This window comes from Tenacibaculum larymnensis (assembly GCF_028829235.1).
Lineage (GTDB): Bacteria > Bacteroidota > Bacteroidia > Flavobacteriales > Flavobacteriaceae > Polaribacter > Polaribacter larymnensis.
This window is the reverse complement of record NZ_JAIWJY010000002.1, coordinates 386,524-403,557: the sequence shown is the minus strand read 5'-3', so window position 1 is coordinate 403,557 and position 17,034 is coordinate 386,524. Positions and strand designations below refer to the sequence as shown.

Genomic DNA, 17,034 nt, shown 5'->3' with positions numbered 1-17,034 from the left:
CTTTTAAAAATTATTTTCTTCTGCGAGGTTGACGTTTACCACCACCTTTGTTTCCACTACCCTTTTGCTTAGATAGTCCAACTAATGGAGATAACTCACGTTTTCCATAAACCTCACCTTTCATAATCCATACTTTCACACCGATTCTTCCGTATGTAGTATGTGATTCAACAAGTGCATAATCGATATCTGCTCTGAAGGTAGAAAGAGGAATTCTTCCTTCTTTGTAATGCTCAGAACGTGCCATTTCAGCTCCGTTTAAACGACCTGATAATTGCACTTTAATTCCTTCCGCATTCATTCTCATTGCAGCAGCGATAGCCATTTTAGTAGCTCGCTTGTAAGAAATTCTGTTTTCAATTTGACGTGCAATACTAGCTGCAACTAATTTTGCATCTAATTCTGGACGTTTAATTTCGAAAATATTAATTTGAACTTCTTTACCAGTAATTTTCTTAAGCTCTTCTTTTAACTTGTCTACCTCTTGACCTCCTTTACCAATAATGATACCTGGACGTGCTGTAGTGATAGTAACGGTTACAAGCTTTAAAGTACGCTCAATAATAACTCTTGATACACTTGCTTTAGATAATCTAGCATATAAATACTTTCTTATCTTGTCATCTTCTGCAATCTTATCTCCGTAGTCATTTCCACCATACCAGTTAGATTCCCATCCTCTGATAATTCCTAAACGATTTCCTATTGGATTTGTCTTTTGTCCCATTTCTACTTTGATTAATTACTGTTATTTTTAGTTCCTAACTCTAAAGTTACGTGATTAGAACGCTTACGAATTCTGTGTGCACGACCTTGTGGAGCTGGTCTTAACCTTTTTAACATACCTGCGCTATCAACACAAATTGATTTTACGTATAATCCAGCATCTTCGATACTTGCATCTTCATTTTTAGCTTGCCAGTTAGCAATTGCTGATAATAATAACTTTTCTAAGTTACGTGATGCTTCTTTTGGACTGAACTTTAAGATTTGTAAAGCTTTTTCTACTTCAACTCCTCTTACTAAATCTGCTACCAAGCGCATTTTTCTTGGTGATGTAGGACAATTAGTTAACTTAGCGAAAGCTCTAGACTTTCTAGCTTCTTTTAACTGTGTTGCCATGTTATGTTTACGACTTCCCATAATTTCCTACTATTTTTTACCTTTATTTTTTGCACCAGCGTGTCCTCTAAATGAGCGTGTTGGTGAAAATTCGCCTAATTTATGACCTACCATGTTTTCAGTAACGTAAACTGGTACAAACTGACGTCCGTTGTGAACTGCAATTGTTTGCCCTACGAAATCAGGAGTAATCATACTTGCTCTAGACCAAGTTTTGATAACTGACTTACTACCTGCTTCTACGTTAGCTAACACTTTTTTCTCTAACTTATAGTGAACGTAAGGTCCTTTTTTTAATGATCTTGCCATGGTTTATTATTTCTTTCTACGTTCTACGATATACTTATTACTAGCTTTGGTCTTTGATCTAGTCTTAAATCCTTTAGCAGGAATACCGTTTCTAGATCTTGGATGCCCTCCAGAAGAACGTCCTTCACCACCTCCCATTGGGTGATCAACTGGGTTCATTCTAACGGCATTTGTTCTTGGTCTTCTTCCTAACCATCTACTTCTACCTGCTTTACCTGAAACTAATAACTGGTGGTCTGAGTTAGACACTACTCCAATTGTAGCCATACAAGTTAATAAGATAAATCTTGTTTCTCCAGAAGGTAATTTAACTGTTGCATATTTACCTTCTTTTGCAACTAACTGAGCAAAAGCTCCAGCAGAACGAGCCATAACAGCTCCTTGACCTGGGTGTAATTCAATACAAGAAATTGTAGTACCTAATGGAATTTCACTTAAGTACATAGCATTTCCAACTTCTGGAGATGCTCCTTTTCCTGAAATGATTGTTTGACCTACTTTTAATCCGTTTTGTGCAATCACATAACGCTTTTCACCATCAGCATAACTAACTAAAGCAATAAATGCAGTACGGTTTGGATCGTACTCGATAGTTTTTACTGTTGCAGGAACACCTTGTTTATCTCTTTTAAAATCGATAATACGGTATTTTTGTTTATGACCTCCACCGATATTACGTGTAGTCATTCTACCCTGGTTGTTTCGACCTCCAGATCGTTTTTTCGGAGCTAATAAAGATTTCTCCGGCTTATCAGTAGTAATGGTGTCGAACCCATTTACAACTCTAAAACGCTGACCTGGTGTTATTGGTTTTAATTTTCTAACTGACATTCTGTCTTTTCTTAAAGATTGTTATAAAAATCAATAGTTTCTCCTTCAGCTAACTGAACGATTGCTTTCTTGTATCCACCTGTTAATCCAGTAACTAAACCTTTTTTAGTGTATTTAGTTTTTCTTTGTGCTGGATAATTCATTGTTTTTACAGATTCAATCGCTACACCATAAGCAGCTTCAACAGCTCCTTTGATTTCTAATTTGTTAGCTTTCTTATTTACAACAAATGTATAACGGTTGTTTAACTCGCTATCATTTGTAGCTTTTTCTGTAATAATAGGTTTAATTAAAATACTCATCTTGTTCCCTATTTACTTAAATTAGACTCAATTCCTTCTAGAGAGCTTTCAGAAATAACAACTTTATTAGCATTTAAAACGCTATATGTGTTAATACCTGAAGCATCTACTACTTTAGAACCTTTTAAGTTACGAGATGATAAGTAAACGTTCTTACTTTCTTCACCTAATACGAATAAAGACTTTTTAGCGTCTAATTCTAAAGCTTTTAATACATTGATAAACTCTTTAGTTTTTGGAGCTTCAAAGTTGAAGTCTTCTACAACTACTAAATTGTTTTCTTTTGCTTGAATACTTAAAGCTGACTTACGTGCTAAACGCTTTAAGTTTTTATTTAACTTAAAAGAATAGTTTCTTGGTCTTGGACCAAACATACGTCCACCACCTCTAAAAACACCAGACTTGATACTACCCGCACGAGCTGTACCAGTTCCTTTTTGTTTTTTTATCTTTCTTGTACTACCAGCAATCTCAGCTCTTTCTTTCGATTTATGAGTACCTTGTCTTTGATTAGCCAAATACTGCTTTACATCTAAATAAATCGCGTGATCATTTGGCTCAATTCCGAATACCTCGCTAGAAAGTTCAACTTTTCTACCAGTATCTTTTCCTGTAATATCTAATACTGCTACTTTCATTATTTCTCGATAGTTACATAAGAGTTTTTGTGCCCAGGAATTGCTCCTTTTACAACGATAAGATTCTTATCTGCAACCACTTTTAAAACTCTTAAATTTTGAACTTTTACTTTGTCTCCACCCATACGACCTGCCATACGCATTCCTTTGAATACTCTTGCAGGGTATGATGCTGCACCAATTGAACCTGGAGCTCTTAAACGGTTATGTTGACCGTGAGTTGCTTGTCCAACTCCGCCAAAACCATGACGTTTAACAACACCTTGAAAACCTTTACCTTTAGAAACTCCTGATACATCAACGAATTCTCCTTCAGCAAAGTGTTCAACAGTAATTGAGTCACCTAATTTGTACTCATCTTCGAATCCTTGGAACTCAACGACTTTTCTCTTAGCAGATGTACCAGCTTTTTTAAAGTGACCATCTAAAGCTTTATTAGAGCTTTTTGCTTTTTTGTCATCGAAACCAAGTTGTAACGCGTTATAGCCGTCAACCTCTTCGGTTCTGACTTGGGTAACAACGCAAGGACCTGCTTCGATTACAGTACAAGGAATATTCTTCCCGTTTTCATCGAATAAGCTGGTCATTCCTACTTTTCTTCCTATTAACCCAGACATATTTGTTAATTTTCAGACGATAGATTTAATTTATCCAGCGCGTCTATTAATAAAATAAATTTTTGAAACAAATGTTTCTTGTTTTCCTTCAAATTTCTCAAAAAAAAAGAGCGAAAAACATCTTCACTCTTTGAATTTGTTTTACCGTTTTTCCTTCGCGAAACCCTCAGGACATGTCATTTCTGAATACTTTCCAGAAATTTACACACTCCGAAAACTAAAATTTCGGTGTGCAAAAGTAAAAAAAACTTTCGGCTTAACAAAATTAAACCGAAAGTTATTGATTTACTTATACTTTGATCTCAACTTCAACTCCACTTGGTAACTCAAGTTTCATTAACGCATCAATAGTTTTTGAAGAAGAACTATAAATGTCTAATAATCTCTTGTAAGCAGATAATTGAAATTGCTCTCTAGATTTTTTGTTTACGTGTGGTGAACGTAATACTGTAAAAATCTTTTTATTTGTAGGTAAAGGAATTGGACCGTTTACTACAGCTCCAGTACTCTTTACTGTCTTTACGATTTTCTCAGCAGACTTGTCTACTAAATTATAATCGTAAGACTTTAACTTTATTCTAATTTTTTGACTCATCTTAATTAACCTTTAGCGTTTGCGATTACTTCTTCTGAAATGTTACTTGGAGTTTCTGCATAGTGAGAGAATTCCATTGTAGAAGTTGCTCTACCTGAAGATAATGTTCTTAAAGAAGTAACATATCCAAACATTTCTGATAAAGGAACGATTGCTCTAACTACTTTAGACCCTGCACGATCGCTCATATCGTTTACTTGTCCTCTTCTTCTGTTTAAGTCTCCAACGATATCTCCCATGTTCTCCTCTGGAGTTAACACTTCTAATTTCATCATTGGTTCCATGATTACAGCTCTTGCAGCTTTTGCAGCAGCTTTGTAACCTAACTTAGCCGCTAATTCGAATGATAATTGATCAGAATCTACAGGGTGGAAAGATCCATCCTTTAAAGTAATCTTCATCGAATCCATTTCGTAACCAGCTAAAGGACCATTTTTCATTGCTTCTTTGAATCCTTTTTCTACTGAAGGTACAAATTCCTTAGGAACGTTACCACCTTTAATTATAGACTCAAATTGTAATCCTGTTACACCTTCATCAGCAGGCTCCATAGTAAATACAATATCAGCAAACTTACCACGCCCACCAGATTGCTTTTTATAAACCTCTCTGTGATCTGCAGTAGCTGTTAATGCTTCTTTGTACTCTACTTGTGGTTGTCCTTGATTTACTTCAACCTTAAACTCACGTTTTAAACGGTCTACAATAATATCTAAGTGTAACTCACCCATTCCTGAAATAACAGTTTGCCCTGAAGCTTCATCTGTTTTTACAGTAAACGTTGGATCTTCTTCAGCTAATTTAGCTAAAGCCATACCTAACTTATCTACATCTGCCTTAGTTTTAGGCTCAACAGCGATACCAATTACAGGATCTGGGAAATCCATAGATTCTAAAACGATTGGGTGTTTTTCGTCAGATAACGTATCCCCTGTTTTAATATCTTTAAATCCTACAGCTGCTCCAATATCTCCAGCTTCGATAAAATCGATTGCATTTTGTTTATTAGAGTGCATTTGGTAAATACGTGAAATACGTTCTTTTTTACCTGAACGGTTATTTAACACATAAGAACCTGCATCTAAGTGACCAGAATACGCACGGAAAAATGCTAAACGACCTACAAAAGGATCAGTAGCAATTTTAAATGCTAAAGCTGAGAATGGTGCTTTTGCATCTGGTTTACGTGTTTCTTCTTCACCTGAATCTGGGTTAGTACCAATGATATTATCTCTATCTACAGGAGAAGGTAAGTAACGACATACAGCATCTAATAAGAATTGTACACCTTTATTTTTAAATGATGACCCACATACCATTGGAATAATAGACATATCCATTACAGCAGCTCTTAATGCAGCGTGCACTTCTTCTTCTGTAATTGAATCTTCATCTTCCATGTACTTCTCTAATAAGTTTTCGTCATAAGCCGCAACCTCTTCGATTAACTTACCACGTAACTCACGAGCCTCTTCTTTTAAATCTTCTGGAATATCTACAACATCGAAAGTTGACCCATAGTTATCATCATGCCATACAATAGCACGGTTTTTAACTAAATCAACAATACCTTTAAAGTCTGCTTCATCACCAATATTTAATACGATTGGCACTGCGTTAGACTTTAACATATCTTTTACTTGCTGACAAACTGCTAAGAAGTTTGCTCCTTGACGGTCCATTTTGTTAACGAAACCGATACGAGGTACTTTATAGTTATCAGCTAAACGCCAGTTAGTTTCAGACTGTGGTTCTACTCCATCAACTGCAGAGAATAAGAACACTAATCCATCTAATACACGTAATGAACGGTTTACCTCTACAGTAAAGTCAACGTGACCTGGAGTATCAATAATATTAAAATGGTATCCTTTTGTTTCAGGTAATGGCTTTGCATTTTCTAAAGGAAACTGCCAAGTACAAGTAGTTGCAGCAGAAGTAATTGTAATACCTCTCTCAGCCTCTTGCTCCATCCAGTCCATTGTAGAAGCTCCATCGTGTACTTCTCCAATTTTATGAGACACTCCTGTATAGAAAAGGATACGCTCAGTTGTTGTTGTTTTACCAGCATCAATATGAGCAGCAATACCTATATTTCTTGTATATTTTAAATCTCTTGCCATTTCTTATTAAAATCTAAAGTGTGAGAATGCTTTGTTTGCTTCAGCCATCTTATGAGTATCAACTCTTTTCTTAACAGCAGCACCTTCTTCTTTAGCAGCAGCTAAAATCTCAGCAGCTAAACGTTGTGCCATTGTTTTTTCATTACGCTTGCGCGCATAAGAGATCATCCATTTAATCGCCATAGACACCTTACGGTCTGGACGAATTTGCATTGGAATTTGGAAAGTTGCTCCACCAACACGGCGAGAACGAACTTCTACGTGAGGCATCACGTTAGATAAACCATCTTTCCACACTTCTAAAGCCGACTTTTCTTCGTCAGTTTTCTTTTCATTTACGATATCCATTGCATCGTAAAACACTTTGAACGCTACAGATTTCTTACCGTCCCACATTAAGTTATTCACAAAACGTGTAACTAATTGATCATTGAATCTTGGATCCGGTAACAAAACTCTTTTTTTAGCTCTTCTTTTCCTCATGTCTTTACATTAAAAAAGTTACTAATTAATTTTTACTTTTTGTCTTTTGGGCGTTTTGCACCATACTTAGACCTACGTTGGGTTCTACCCTCAACTCCTGCAGTATCTAATGCTCCACGTACCACGTGATATTTAACACCTGGTAAATCTTTTACCCTTCCACCTCTAACTAATACTATCGAGTGCTCTTGCAAGTTGTGCCCCTCACCTGGAATATACGCGTTGATTTCGTTACCATTTGTTAAACGAACCCTTGCTACCTTACGCATTGCTGAGTTAGGTTTCTTAGGTGTAGTGGTATACACACGCGTACAAACTCCACGTCTTTGTGGACATGCTTGTAAAGCAGCCGATTTACTCTTCTTAGTTATTTTGGCTCTTCCTTTACGAACTAATTGTTGAATAGTTGGCATACTAAATTATTACTTGTTTTTAATTTGTACTTAAATTACTCTAATTTTAAGAGTGTGCAAATGTACGACAATTTTCTATTTATTCAAATATCAAGGAGTTATTTTTAAAACCTCTACCAAAAAAAAAAAAAAAAAAAAAAAAAAAAAAAAAAAAACATCAAAACACCACCTCTTCACAACCTTAACCAACTGCTCAAAACCAAACAGATCAAGAATTAACAAAACACAAAAACCCTATACAAATGTTAAAAAAATAAGCATTTATCAAAATAAGAAACAAAACAATTGATTTAAACCCAAAATAAAAAACATAAACTAAAAATACCTCAATATTTTTAGAACATTTTAACAAATACCTTGTTTTTTTAAGTTTTATTTATGACTTTTGACTCAATTAATTCAAATAATTACATAATGAAAACAAAGTTCAATGGAATTTTAACGCTATTTCTAGCGTTGATTGTGCAGATATCCTTTGCACAAGAAAAAACAATTTCAGGTACAGTTTCCGATGAAACAGGGCCGCTACCTGGGGTTAATGTATTAATAAAAGGCACCACAACCGGAGTAGAAACCGACTTCGATGGGAAATTCTCCATCAAAGCAAAAACAGGAGACATTCTTGTTTTTAGTTTTGTAGGCATGAAAACTATTGAAAAAAAAGTAAGCGCTTCAAGCACTTTTAACATTTCTATGACTAATGACAATGTACTCGACGAAGTCGTTGTAACGTCACTGGGTATTAAAAGAGCTAAAAAGAGTTTAGGTTATGCCTCTCAAGAAATAAAAGGAGACAAGGTAGCTACTGTTAAACTCAACAACGTCGTTAACTCACTATCTGGTAAGATTAGCGGTGTTCAAATTAAAGCCAACAACAACTTCGGAGGATCTTCTAATTTCTTAATTAGAGGTGTAAGCTCTCTAACAGGTAACAACCAACCTTTATTTATTGTTGACGGTATACCTATCTCTAACCAAATAGAGAATAGCACTAATCAAAAAAACGGTAGAAGAGGTTTTGATTATGGTAATGCTGCTTCTGACATCAATCCTGATGATGTAGAATCTATCAATATTTTAAAAGGAGCTGCTGCCTCTGCTATTTATGGATCTAGAGGTGCCAATGGTGTTGTAATTATTACAACAAAAAAAGGAAAAGAAGGAAACATGAAAGTTAATGTTTCTTCTGGTATTACTTTAGGTAAAATAGACAGATCTACTTTTTTAAAATACCAAGACAAGTACGGTGCTGGATATGGCCCTTATTATGGGAGTACAGGATATTTTGAAGATATTGATGTTAACGGAGATGGAACAAACGATTTAGCTGTCCCTACTTACGACGATGGTTCATTTGGAGCTCCTCTAGATGGATCTCTTGTATACCAATGGGATGCCTTTGTACCTGAACATCCAAATTTCCAAACAGCTACTCCATATGTTGCTGGTAAAAATACACCTGCTGACTTCTTCGAAACCTCACATCAGATTAACAACTCTGTTTCTATTTCTGGAAGCGAAGGTAAAGTGAGCTACAGACTAGGGTACACAAACTTTCAAAACAAAGGTATCCTACCTAATTCTAAGTTAGACAAAAACACTTTTAACTTTAATGGAACTTTAAAAGTTTCAGATAGACTATCTACTGGTGCTAATGCCAACTTTATTAATCAAGATGTTACAGGTAGAAACTCTACAGGTTACGGAGACAACTTAATGGCTCAATTTAGACAATGGTGGCAAGTAAACGTTGACATTAAAGATCAAAAATACATTTACGACCTAACTGGTAAAAATTACAGTTGGAACCACGTAGGATCGGTTGGAGGATCTCCTCTTAAACCTCAATACTGGGACAACCCATATTGGACTAGATATCAAAATTACCAATCTGATAATAGAAATAGATTTTTTGGAAATGCATTTGCAACTTACAAGATAAACGACTGGCTAGACTTAACAGCTAAAGCTGCAGTTGACACATATTCTGAAGTTCGTGAAGACAGAAGAGCTGTTGGATCTGTTCCTACTGAATTTGGATTGACTGTTGGAGACCAAGGATCTGGTTACCAAAGAACTCAAATTAACTTTACTGAGTTTAATTATGACTTAATGTTAAACTTTAACAAAGACATATCTGACAAACTAAGTTTAAATGGTGTCTTAGGTATGAACATTAGAAAAGAGAAAAATCAATATTGGAGAGCCTCAACTAATGGTGGTCTAGCCAACCCTGGAGTATACTCTTTAAGAAACTCTGTTCTCCCTGTTAACTTACCTGTTGAACGTCTAGCTGAAAAACAAGTTAATGGATATTACGCTCAAGCTACTTTAGGTTACGACAACAAGCTTTTTATTGAACTTACAGACAGATATGACGTATCATCTTCCCTACCTAGTGACAACAATAGCTATAATTACTATGCTGTTAGTGGTAGTTTTATTTTCTCTGAACTAATAAATGCAGACTGGCTTAACTATGGTAAGTTTAGAGCTGGTTACGCAGAAGTAGGTAACGACTTACCTGCTAATAATGTTTATGACACATACTCTGTAATCGATCATTTTGGTAGTGTAGCATTAAGTTCTTTTGATAGCACAAAGAAGAATGAAAACCTAGTACCTGAAAGAACTAAAGAAATAGAACTTGGTATCGAAACAAGGTTTTTAAGTAACCGATTAGGCTTAAACCTTTCTTGGTACAAAAAAGACACTGAAAACCAATTAATGCCAGTTACTACTACAGCTGCTACAGGCTTTACTAGTAGATGGGTTAATGCTGGTACCATTCAAAACAAAGGTTTTGAAGTTAGTCTTGACGGAAAAATAATTAAAACCGACGACTTCAAATGGAACACTACAATTAATTGGTCTAAGAATGATAACTTAGTTAAAGAATTATATGCAGATGTAGAAAACATCCAACTTGCATCATTCCAAGGTGGTGTTACTATTAATGCTACTAAAGGTCAGCCTTATGGAACAATTAGAGGAACTGGATTTGTATACGACGATAACGGTAATAAAGTAGTTGATAGTAATGGGTACTACAAAGCTCAAGCTAACCAAATTATAGGAGACGCTAACCCTGATTGGAATGCAGGTATCACAAACACTCTTTCTTACAAAAATTTATCTTTGAGCTTTTTGATTGATATTCAAGAAGGAGGTGATGTATACTCTTTAGACCTTCATTACGGTCAAGGTACTGGTTTACCTACATACACTGCAGCCCTTAACGATTTAGGAAACCCTGTAAGAGACCCTGTTACATCTGGACCAGATAGTGGAGGTATACTTAACCCTGGTGTTACAGAAGATGGACAACCAAATACAACTCGTGCTCCAGCCGACACATACGCAGGAGCTTTCTACTGGGGTAACTCAAGCAGAAACCCAGCCGCACTTACCGTATACGATGCTTCATACATTAAACTAAGAGAATTAAGTCTTAAGTACAACTTCCCTAAAACTTGGCTTCAAAATTCTGCAGTATCAGATGTAACAATATCTTTAGTAGGTAGAAATTTATGGATAATAGACAAAAATGTACCTTTTGCTGATCCTGAATCAGGATTAGGAGCAGGTAATGCGCAAGGATACTTATCTGGATCATACCCTACCGTAAGAACAGTTGGGCTTAATGTTAATTTAGAATTTTAAAAGATTATGAAAAAAATATTTTTATTATTAATATCAACATTTTTAATGATTTCGTGTGTTGACGAAGATCTAAATGTTGATAAAAAAAACCCTAGTCAAGTATCTGGAGCAACTCTTTTCGCCAATGGTACTAGGAACATGTTCGATTTAATGAACTCATGTAGTGTTAATGACAATGTCTTCAGGCTATATGCTCAATACTGGGCACAAACAACTTACCCAGATGAAAGTCAATTTAATCAAACAGGAAGAAATATTGGAGGATCAATATGGAATACTCTTTACAGAGATGTTTTAAAAGATCTAGATGGAGCTAAAACTTCTGTGGAAAATTCAGTTGACAACCCTAACAAAGAAAATCAATTAGCAATCATAGAGTTTACTACAGTTTACGCATATAGTATCTTAGTAGACACCTTTGGAGATGTACCATATACAGAAGCACTTGACCCAGACAACCCAACCCCAAAATACGATGATGCTGAAACAATTTATTTAGATTTGTTAGATAGACTATCAAAAGCCATTCAAACTATTGATACGAATGGAAACTTTGGTTTTGATGATTTTATTTATAACGGAGATATTTCTAAGTGGAAAAAAGCAGCTAATTCATTGATGTTAAGAATGGCAATGAGAGTAGCAGACTCTAACCCTACTGAGTCTGTACAATATGCCAATTTAGCCTCAACTGATTTAATTCTTGACAATAACGACAACTTCTCCATCAACTATTTAGGAGCGTCACCTAACACCAACCCTCTATACGTTAGCTTAGTACAGAGTGGACGTAATGATTTTGTTGCCGCTAACACTTTAGTAAACAAAATGCAACCTAGAGAATACTTAATCTACAATTCTTCTGATTTAGATGGTGATGGTGATATTGATGAAGATGACGAAGTAGAATACATAGACCCAGATTCTTTTACAAATACAGACCCTAGAATGTTTGTATATTTCAGGACAAATAAAGTAGTTCCAGAAGAATTAGAAATAACTGATTCAGATGACAATATAGTTGCTACTTTTTCTTACTCTGACGCATACAACAACCAAAATCAATTGTTTGAAGGAGGTACTTATGGAACAGCTAACAGTCACAGTGGACATACTCAATTAGGAGATATATTAAGAGTTCCAGATTTAAAGGGTACAATTATTTCAGCTGCTGAAATTAGATTTCTATTAGCTGAAGCATCTGCTAGAGATGGGTACAGCGTAGGTGGAGATACAGAAACTCACTACAACGAAGGTATTAGAGCTTCTTTTGACGAATGGGAAATAGATGGTGTTGACTCTTATTTAACCATGAGCCATGTTGACTACACTACTGCAACTGGTGACTGGAAAGAGAAGATTGCAACTCAAAAGTGGTTAGCACTATACAACAATGGTTTTGAAGGATGGACAACTTGGAGGTTGCTTGACAAACCAACCCTAAATAACCTACCTGTTGCTAACCCGGAACAAATACCAACTCGTTTTTTATACCCTACTTCTGAGTCTACTCTTAATGGAACAAATTACGAAAGCGCTTCTTCTAATATTGGAGGGGACGAAAAGACTACAAAGATTTTTTGGGATATAAACTAAAATTTAATCTAAAGCTGTCAGTTTTTAGCTGGCAGCTTTTTTCTACATTAAAACTTATAACCAACACATTAAAAAAACAATGAAAATGAAAATGAAAATGAAATTATTACTACTTATAACTTTTTCTACTAATACTATTTTTTCTCAATTTTCAGGAGGCTCAAAAATTCCTAAAAATGCAAATAACATATTCAACAACAATATGGATCATTTTGCTATGGCTAAAATCGACATGAAATTTAACAATGAATTTGGAAAAAATGTACACGGAACATATTATTTAAGTAAAACATGGAAAAAATGCAAAATAACTACTAAGAAAAATAAAACTTATACTTTTCAAAGCTGTAACTACAATTTATTCGATAAAAGATTTGAAATTAAATTTGATGAAAAAGATTATATTTATCTAAAGAAACAAACTATAAATCAAATTACTTTTGATAATAAAATTTTTAAACCAATAGATGTATCCCTTTATACTGACTCACAAAATAATTATTATCAAGAAATCACTCAAAATAAAAACATAATTCTAGCAAAACTTTATAGACTAGAAAAAAAAATCACAAACTCAACAGAATCATTAGGTATAATTGAAAACAAAATAGTTAATAGAAATTCTAACTACCTTATCAAAGACAAAAGATTTATAAAAATATCTAAATCGAAAAGAAAAGTTCTATCAATTTTAAATATTGAGTACAAAAAAGAAGAACATAAAAAACTTAACACAAAAAATACTAAACACATGAAAAAGTTAATTGAAAACCTATAATTTTTTTTCATAAGAGCAGTCATTGTGCAATACTATAATTTATTAGAAGTCCTTTTTAAATAAACTAGATTACTCTTTTAAAATCAAGGAGCAAATACTTTATGTTTTTTACAGCGCCCCCTATATAAGATACCTTAAATAAATCTTATTTTCTTACCATATCACTACCAAACATGATCATTTTTTTTTATCTACCTACTAGATTGTAAATTTTCATAAAAAAAAAGTAAACAAAATTTATTTCTTTAAACTTTTATCTTGAATGATAAAACACCTTTAGTTTTTTTATGTTAAAAAATTGTTTATTTAAGATATATTTATGATTTTAGCGCTTAATTAATTCAAATAATTACATAATGAGAACAAAGTTTAATGGAATTTTAACGCTGTTTCTAGCGTTAATTGTGCAAATATCCTTTGCGCAGGAAAAAACAATTTCAGGTACTGTTTCAGATCAAACTGGTCCACTACCGGGAGTTACTATTTTAAAAAAGGGGACCACTCAAGGTACAGAAACTGACTTTGACGGAAACTATTCTATCGAAGTTAAAACTGGGGATGTTTTAATTTTTAGTTTTGTAGGTATGAAAACAGCTGAGAGAACTGTTGGAGCTAGTAATACTATCAGCTTAATTATGGAGACTGATAATTTATTAGAAGAAGTTGTTGTTACAGGGTATGGTACCTCAACTAAACAGGCCTATACAGGTACAGCGACAGTAATTAAGAGTGAAAACCTAGAGGCAAAGTCTGTATCAAATGTATCACAAGCTTTAGCTGGTGAGGTTGCAGGTGTAACCGTTGTTAATGGTTCAGGTCAACCTGGTTCTACTGCTACAATAAGAATTAGAGGTTTTGGTACTATTAACGGTAATAGTGACCCTTTATATGTAGTAGATGGTGTGCCTTATACAAATAGCATTAGTAATATAAACCCTGCAGATATTGAATCTACAACTATTTTAAAAGATGCAACAGCAACTTCTATATATGGGTCAAGAGGTGCTAATGGTGTTATTGTAATAACAACTAAAAAAGGTAGAAATGGGGTTTCAAATATTTCTGTAGATGTTAAAACAGGAGTTAACATGAGACTTCTACCTGCTTATGAAGTAGTAAAATCTCAAGATGAGTACATAGAGCTTTCTTGGGAGTCATTAAAAAACACAGGTGAATTTTTAGGTAATGCTGACCCAGTAGCATATGCTAATGCTAGTTTATTTTCAGGTGCAGGAATTAGCCCTGATTACAATATGTGGAATATTGCAAATGTTAGTGAACTTATAGACCCTACTACTGGTAAAGTTAGACCTGGCGTAACTAGAAAATACACTCCTGAAGACTGGTCTGATTATGGATTTCAATCTTCTATAAGAACTGAAGCTAATTTAAGTATGAGTGGAGGTAATGATAAGACTACATACTTTTCATCTTTTGGTTACTTAAACGATAAAGGATATTTAGTAAACTCAGACTTCAAGCGTTATTCAACAAGGTTAAATTTAACACATAACCCAACTGATTGGTTAGAAGCTAATGCAAATATCGATTATTCTTATGGTATACAAACTGCCAATGGGCAATCTGAAGATTCTGGGTCTATTTTCTGGTTTACAGATAATATCCCTTCTATTTACCCTTTATTCTTACGTGATGGCAATGGTAATATAGTTGAAGATCCAGTCTTTGGAGGAAATCAATATGATTATGGTACAAATAGAGGTTTTGGAGGATTAACAAACGCTATTGCTGATGCAAATTTAGATTTAAACCAAAATAAGCGTCATTCAATAAACGGTAATTTCTCATTTAAAGTAAACTTTACAGACTATTTATCTTTCACAGCAAAGTATGGAGCAAATTATTATAGCTTAGTTGATAATAGCATCAACAATCCTTTCTATGGATCTGCTGCAGGACAAGCTGGTAGCTTATTTAAGGAACAAAGACAAGCTTTATCTCAAAACTTTTTGAAGATGTTTAACTTCAATAAAAGCTTTGGTAGACACAATATAACCGCTTTGCTAGCACATGAGAGTAATGAATGGGAAAGAGATCGTACATATATAAGTAAAAACACAGTTGTAAACTTATTTAATGGGTTAGACAATCCAACTAACTATGTAAATGTAGGTTCAAACCCTGAAGGTTATAAAGAAGAAACAGGTTTAGAAAGCTACTTTGCTCAAGCTAATTATAGCTACGATGATAAATACTTCCTTTCAGGAACAATAAGAAGAGATGGGTCTTCTCGTTTTGCTAAAAATAAATGGGCTACTTTCTGGTCTGCGGGAGGTTCTTGGATCATGAGTAAAGAAAATTTCATGAGTAACGCAAGCTTTATTAATTATTTAAAACTTAAAGCTAGTTACGGTATAATGGGAGATCAAGCTGGTGCTGGATTCTATTCAGGTCAAAATGGTTATGATATTGATAATTTAGATGGTGATATTTCTTTAATTCTAAGAGCTATAGAGAACTCGGAATTAACTTGGGAATCAAGTGAAATGTTCCAAGCAGGTACAGAATTTAGATTATTCAACAATGTTATTGATGGTTCATTTGACTACTATATAAAAAATACTGATGATTTACTTTTTGATGTACGTATTCCTATTTCATCTGGTGATGCCATACTAACTACAAATGATGGTTCAATCGTGAATAGAGGTTTTGAATTTGATTTAACTGGACATATTATTAATAAGGAAAACTTCAAGTTAGATTTATCTGTTAACGGTGAAATGTTACAAAACGAAATAACTGAAATGCCTTATGATGAACCTGAAGGAAGAAACAAAATAATTGATATTGATGGTGGTTTTGGTAGAGCTGAAGGCAGAAGTAGATTTGATTATTACATGCCTGTTTGGGCTGGTGTAGATCCTGCTAATGGTAATCCTTTATGGGAAACTAATTATGTAGACACAAACAACAACGGTCTTTTTGATTCTGGTGAAGAAATTTTAGAACTTTATGAATATAAAGTAAGAAACCCAGAAGCTGATATAAAACAAGCTGTTACTAGTGATTATACTGAAGCATCTAATAAGTTTGTTGGTAAATCAGCTATTCCTACAGTTAGAGGAGCATTTAGACTATCTGCAAAAATACATGATTTTGATATTAGTTCTCAATTTGCATATAGCTTAGGGGGTTATGGTTATGATGGTAACTATGCTAGTGTGATGGGTAACGACCAAGCTGGTGGAAACAACTATCATATAGATGTAAGAAATAGATGGCAAAAGCCAGGTGACATAACAAATGTCCCTAGATTATATAGTAATCAAAACATTAGAGTTGTTAGTCGATCAACTCGTTTTTTAACAAAATCTGATTATTTAGCATTAAATAATGTAAGGATTGGTTATAATTTACCTACTACATATTTAGAAAACACAGGATTATCTGCTGTTAATATATGGTTTGCTGGTGACAACCTTTTCTTATTAAGTGCTAGAAAAGGATTTAATCCATCTGCTTCTTTAATAGGTTCTTCTGCTAGATACAGATATACCCCATTGTCTACATTTACATTAGGTATACGTGTTAAAATTTAAT

General features: G+C 34.2%; 15 protein-coding genes. 4 read left to right on the top strand and 11 right to left on the bottom strand.

The features are described from left to right. Positions 1-10 precede the first annotated feature (10 nt). The 11 genes from rpsC to rpsL form a co-directional block, all read right to left on the bottom strand. Complete coding sequence (gene rpsC / locus LCI24_RS04705) at positions 11-727, bottom strand: 30S ribosomal protein S3 (RefSeq protein ID WP_125068412.1); 717 nt, start codon at positions 725-727, stop codon at positions 11-13. A gap of 11 nt (positions 728-738) precedes the next feature. After that, entirely contained in the window at positions 739-1,143 is a 405-nt protein-coding gene (rplV, locus tag LCI24_RS04700) for a 50S ribosomal protein L22 (protein WP_028890730.1), read from the bottom strand. 9 nt (positions 1,144-1,152) lie between these two features. Then, positions 1,153-1,431, bottom strand: coding sequence for a 30S ribosomal protein S19 (gene rpsS, locus LCI24_RS04695; protein WP_028890729.1), 279 nt, complete (start codon positions 1,429-1,431; stop codon positions 1,153-1,155). Positions 1,432-1,437: 6 nt separating this feature from the next. Continuing rightward, positions 1,438-2,262: a 50S ribosomal protein L2 gene (rplB, locus tag LCI24_RS04690; protein WP_274639395.1), complete on the bottom strand. Its 825-nt coding sequence runs from the start codon at positions 2,260-2,262 to the stop codon at positions 1,438-1,440. Positions 2,263-2,273: 11 nt separating this feature from the next. Then, the gene (gene rplW, locus LCI24_RS04685; RefSeq protein WP_047789833.1) at positions 2,274-2,564 is read right to left on the bottom strand and encodes a 50S ribosomal protein L23; all 291 of its coding nucleotides are present in this window, start codon (positions 2,562-2,564) and stop codon (positions 2,274-2,276) included. Positions 2,565-2,572: 8 nt separating this feature from the next. Then, positions 2,573-3,202 (bottom strand): 50S ribosomal protein L4, encoded by a 630-nt coding sequence (gene rplD, locus LCI24_RS04680; RefSeq protein WP_099215301.1) that lies wholly within the window; start codon positions 3,200-3,202, stop codon positions 2,573-2,575. After that, a complete protein-coding gene (gene rplC / locus LCI24_RS04675) occupies positions 3,202-3,819 on the bottom strand; it encodes a 50S ribosomal protein L3 (protein WP_274639394.1) in 618 nt (205 codons plus the stop codon). Before rplC ends, rplD begins: the two co-directional genes overlap by 1 nt. Before the next feature lie 289 nt (positions 3,820-4,108). Continuing rightward, the gene (rpsJ, locus tag LCI24_RS04670; protein ID WP_024740605.1) at positions 4,109-4,414 is read right to left on the bottom strand and encodes a 30S ribosomal protein S10; all 306 of its coding nucleotides are present in this window, start codon (positions 4,412-4,414) and stop codon (positions 4,109-4,111) included. Between the two features lie 5 nt (positions 4,415-4,419). Beyond that, positions 4,420-6,537 (bottom strand): elongation factor G, encoded by a 2,118-nt coding sequence (fusA, locus tag LCI24_RS04665; RefSeq protein WP_274639393.1) that lies wholly within the window; start codon positions 6,535-6,537, stop codon positions 4,420-4,422. Between the two features lie 6 nt (positions 6,538-6,543). Then, entirely contained in the window at positions 6,544-7,020 is a 477-nt protein-coding gene (gene rpsG / locus LCI24_RS04660) for a 30S ribosomal protein S7 (protein WP_028890723.1), read from the bottom strand. Positions 7,021-7,052: 32 nt separating this feature from the next. Continuing rightward, positions 7,053-7,433, bottom strand: a complete 381-nt coding sequence (rpsL, locus tag LCI24_RS04655) for a 30S ribosomal protein S12 (protein WP_028890722.1) — start codon at positions 7,431-7,433, stop codon at positions 7,053-7,055. Positions 7,434-7,847: 414 nt separating this feature from the next. Here rpsL and LCI24_RS04650 point away from each other — a divergent pair, with 414 nt between their 5' ends. The 4 genes from LCI24_RS04650 (at position 7,848) to LCI24_RS04635 (ending at position 17,033) form a co-directional block, all read left to right on the top strand. Continuing rightward, positions 7,848-11,096, top strand: a complete 3,249-nt coding sequence (locus LCI24_RS04650) for a SusC/RagA family TonB-linked outer membrane protein (protein WP_274639392.1) — start codon at positions 7,848-7,850, stop codon at positions 11,094-11,096. Between the two features lie 6 nt (positions 11,097-11,102). Next, a complete protein-coding gene (locus LCI24_RS04645) occupies positions 11,103-12,692 on the top strand; it encodes a SusD/RagB family nutrient-binding outer membrane lipoprotein (RefSeq protein ID WP_274639391.1) in 1,590 nt (529 codons plus the stop codon). Positions 12,693-12,789: 97 nt separating this feature from the next. Beyond that, positions 12,790-13,470 carry a hypothetical protein gene (locus tag LCI24_RS04640; RefSeq protein WP_274639390.1) on the top strand — a complete coding sequence of 227 codons (681 nt, stop codon included), beginning with the start codon at positions 12,790-12,792 and terminating at the stop codon, positions 13,468-13,470. A gap of 356 nt (positions 13,471-13,826) precedes the next feature. Further along, the gene (locus tag LCI24_RS04635) at positions 13,827-17,033 is read left to right on the top strand and encodes a SusC/RagA family TonB-linked outer membrane protein (protein WP_274639389.1); all 3,207 of its coding nucleotides are present in this window, start codon (positions 13,827-13,829) and stop codon (positions 17,031-17,033) included. The last annotated feature ends 1 nt before the right edge of the window (position 17,034 follow it).

Coding starts and splice junctions, on each gene's coding strand:
- rplB (WP_274639395.1), bottom strand. CDS start 2,262: ATGTCAGTTAGAAAATTAAAACCAATAACACCAGGTCAGCGTTTTAGA.
- LCI24_RS04650 (WP_274639392.1), top strand. CDS start 7,848: ATGAAAACAAAGTTCAATGGAATTTTAACGCTATTTCTAGCGTTGATT.
- LCI24_RS04645 (WP_274639391.1), top strand. CDS start 11,103: ATGAAAAAAATATTTTTATTATTAATATCAACATTTTTAATGATTTCG.
- rpsG (WP_028890723.1), bottom strand. CDS start 7,020: ATGAGGAAAAGAAGAGCTAAAAAAAGAGTTTTGTTACCGGATCCAAGA.
- rpsL (WP_028890722.1), bottom strand. CDS start 7,433: ATGCCAACTATTCAACAATTAGTTCGTAAAGGAAGAGCCAAAATAACT.
- rplC (WP_274639394.1), bottom strand. CDS start 3,819: ATGTCTGGGTTAATAGGAAGAAAAGTAGGAATGACCAGCTTATTCGAT.
- fusA (WP_274639393.1), bottom strand. CDS start 6,537: ATGGCAAGAGATTTAAAATATACAAGAAATATAGGTATTGCTGCTCAT.
- rplV (WP_028890730.1), bottom strand. CDS start 1,143: ATGGGAAGTCGTAAACATAACATGGCAACACAGTTAAAAGAAGCTAGA.
- rplD (WP_099215301.1), bottom strand. CDS start 3,202: ATGAAAGTAGCAGTATTAGATATTACAGGAAAAGATACTGGTAGAAAA.
- rpsC (WP_125068412.1), bottom strand. CDS start 727: ATGGGACAAAAGACAAATCCAATAGGAAATCGTTTAGGAATTATCAGA.
- rplW (WP_047789833.1), bottom strand. CDS start 2,564: ATGAGTATTTTAATTAAACCTATTATTACAGAAAAAGCTACAAATGAT.
- LCI24_RS04635 (WP_274639389.1), top strand. CDS start 13,827: ATGAGAACAAAGTTTAATGGAATTTTAACGCTGTTTCTAGCGTTAATT.
- LCI24_RS04640 (WP_274639390.1), top strand. CDS start 12,790: ATGAAATTATTACTACTTATAACTTTTTCTACTAATACTATTTTTTCT.
- rpsS (WP_028890729.1), bottom strand. CDS start 1,431: ATGGCAAGATCATTAAAAAAAGGACCTTACGTTCACTATAAGTTAGAG.
- rpsJ (WP_024740605.1), bottom strand. CDS start 4,414: ATGAGTCAAAAAATTAGAATAAAGTTAAAGTCTTACGATTATAATTTA.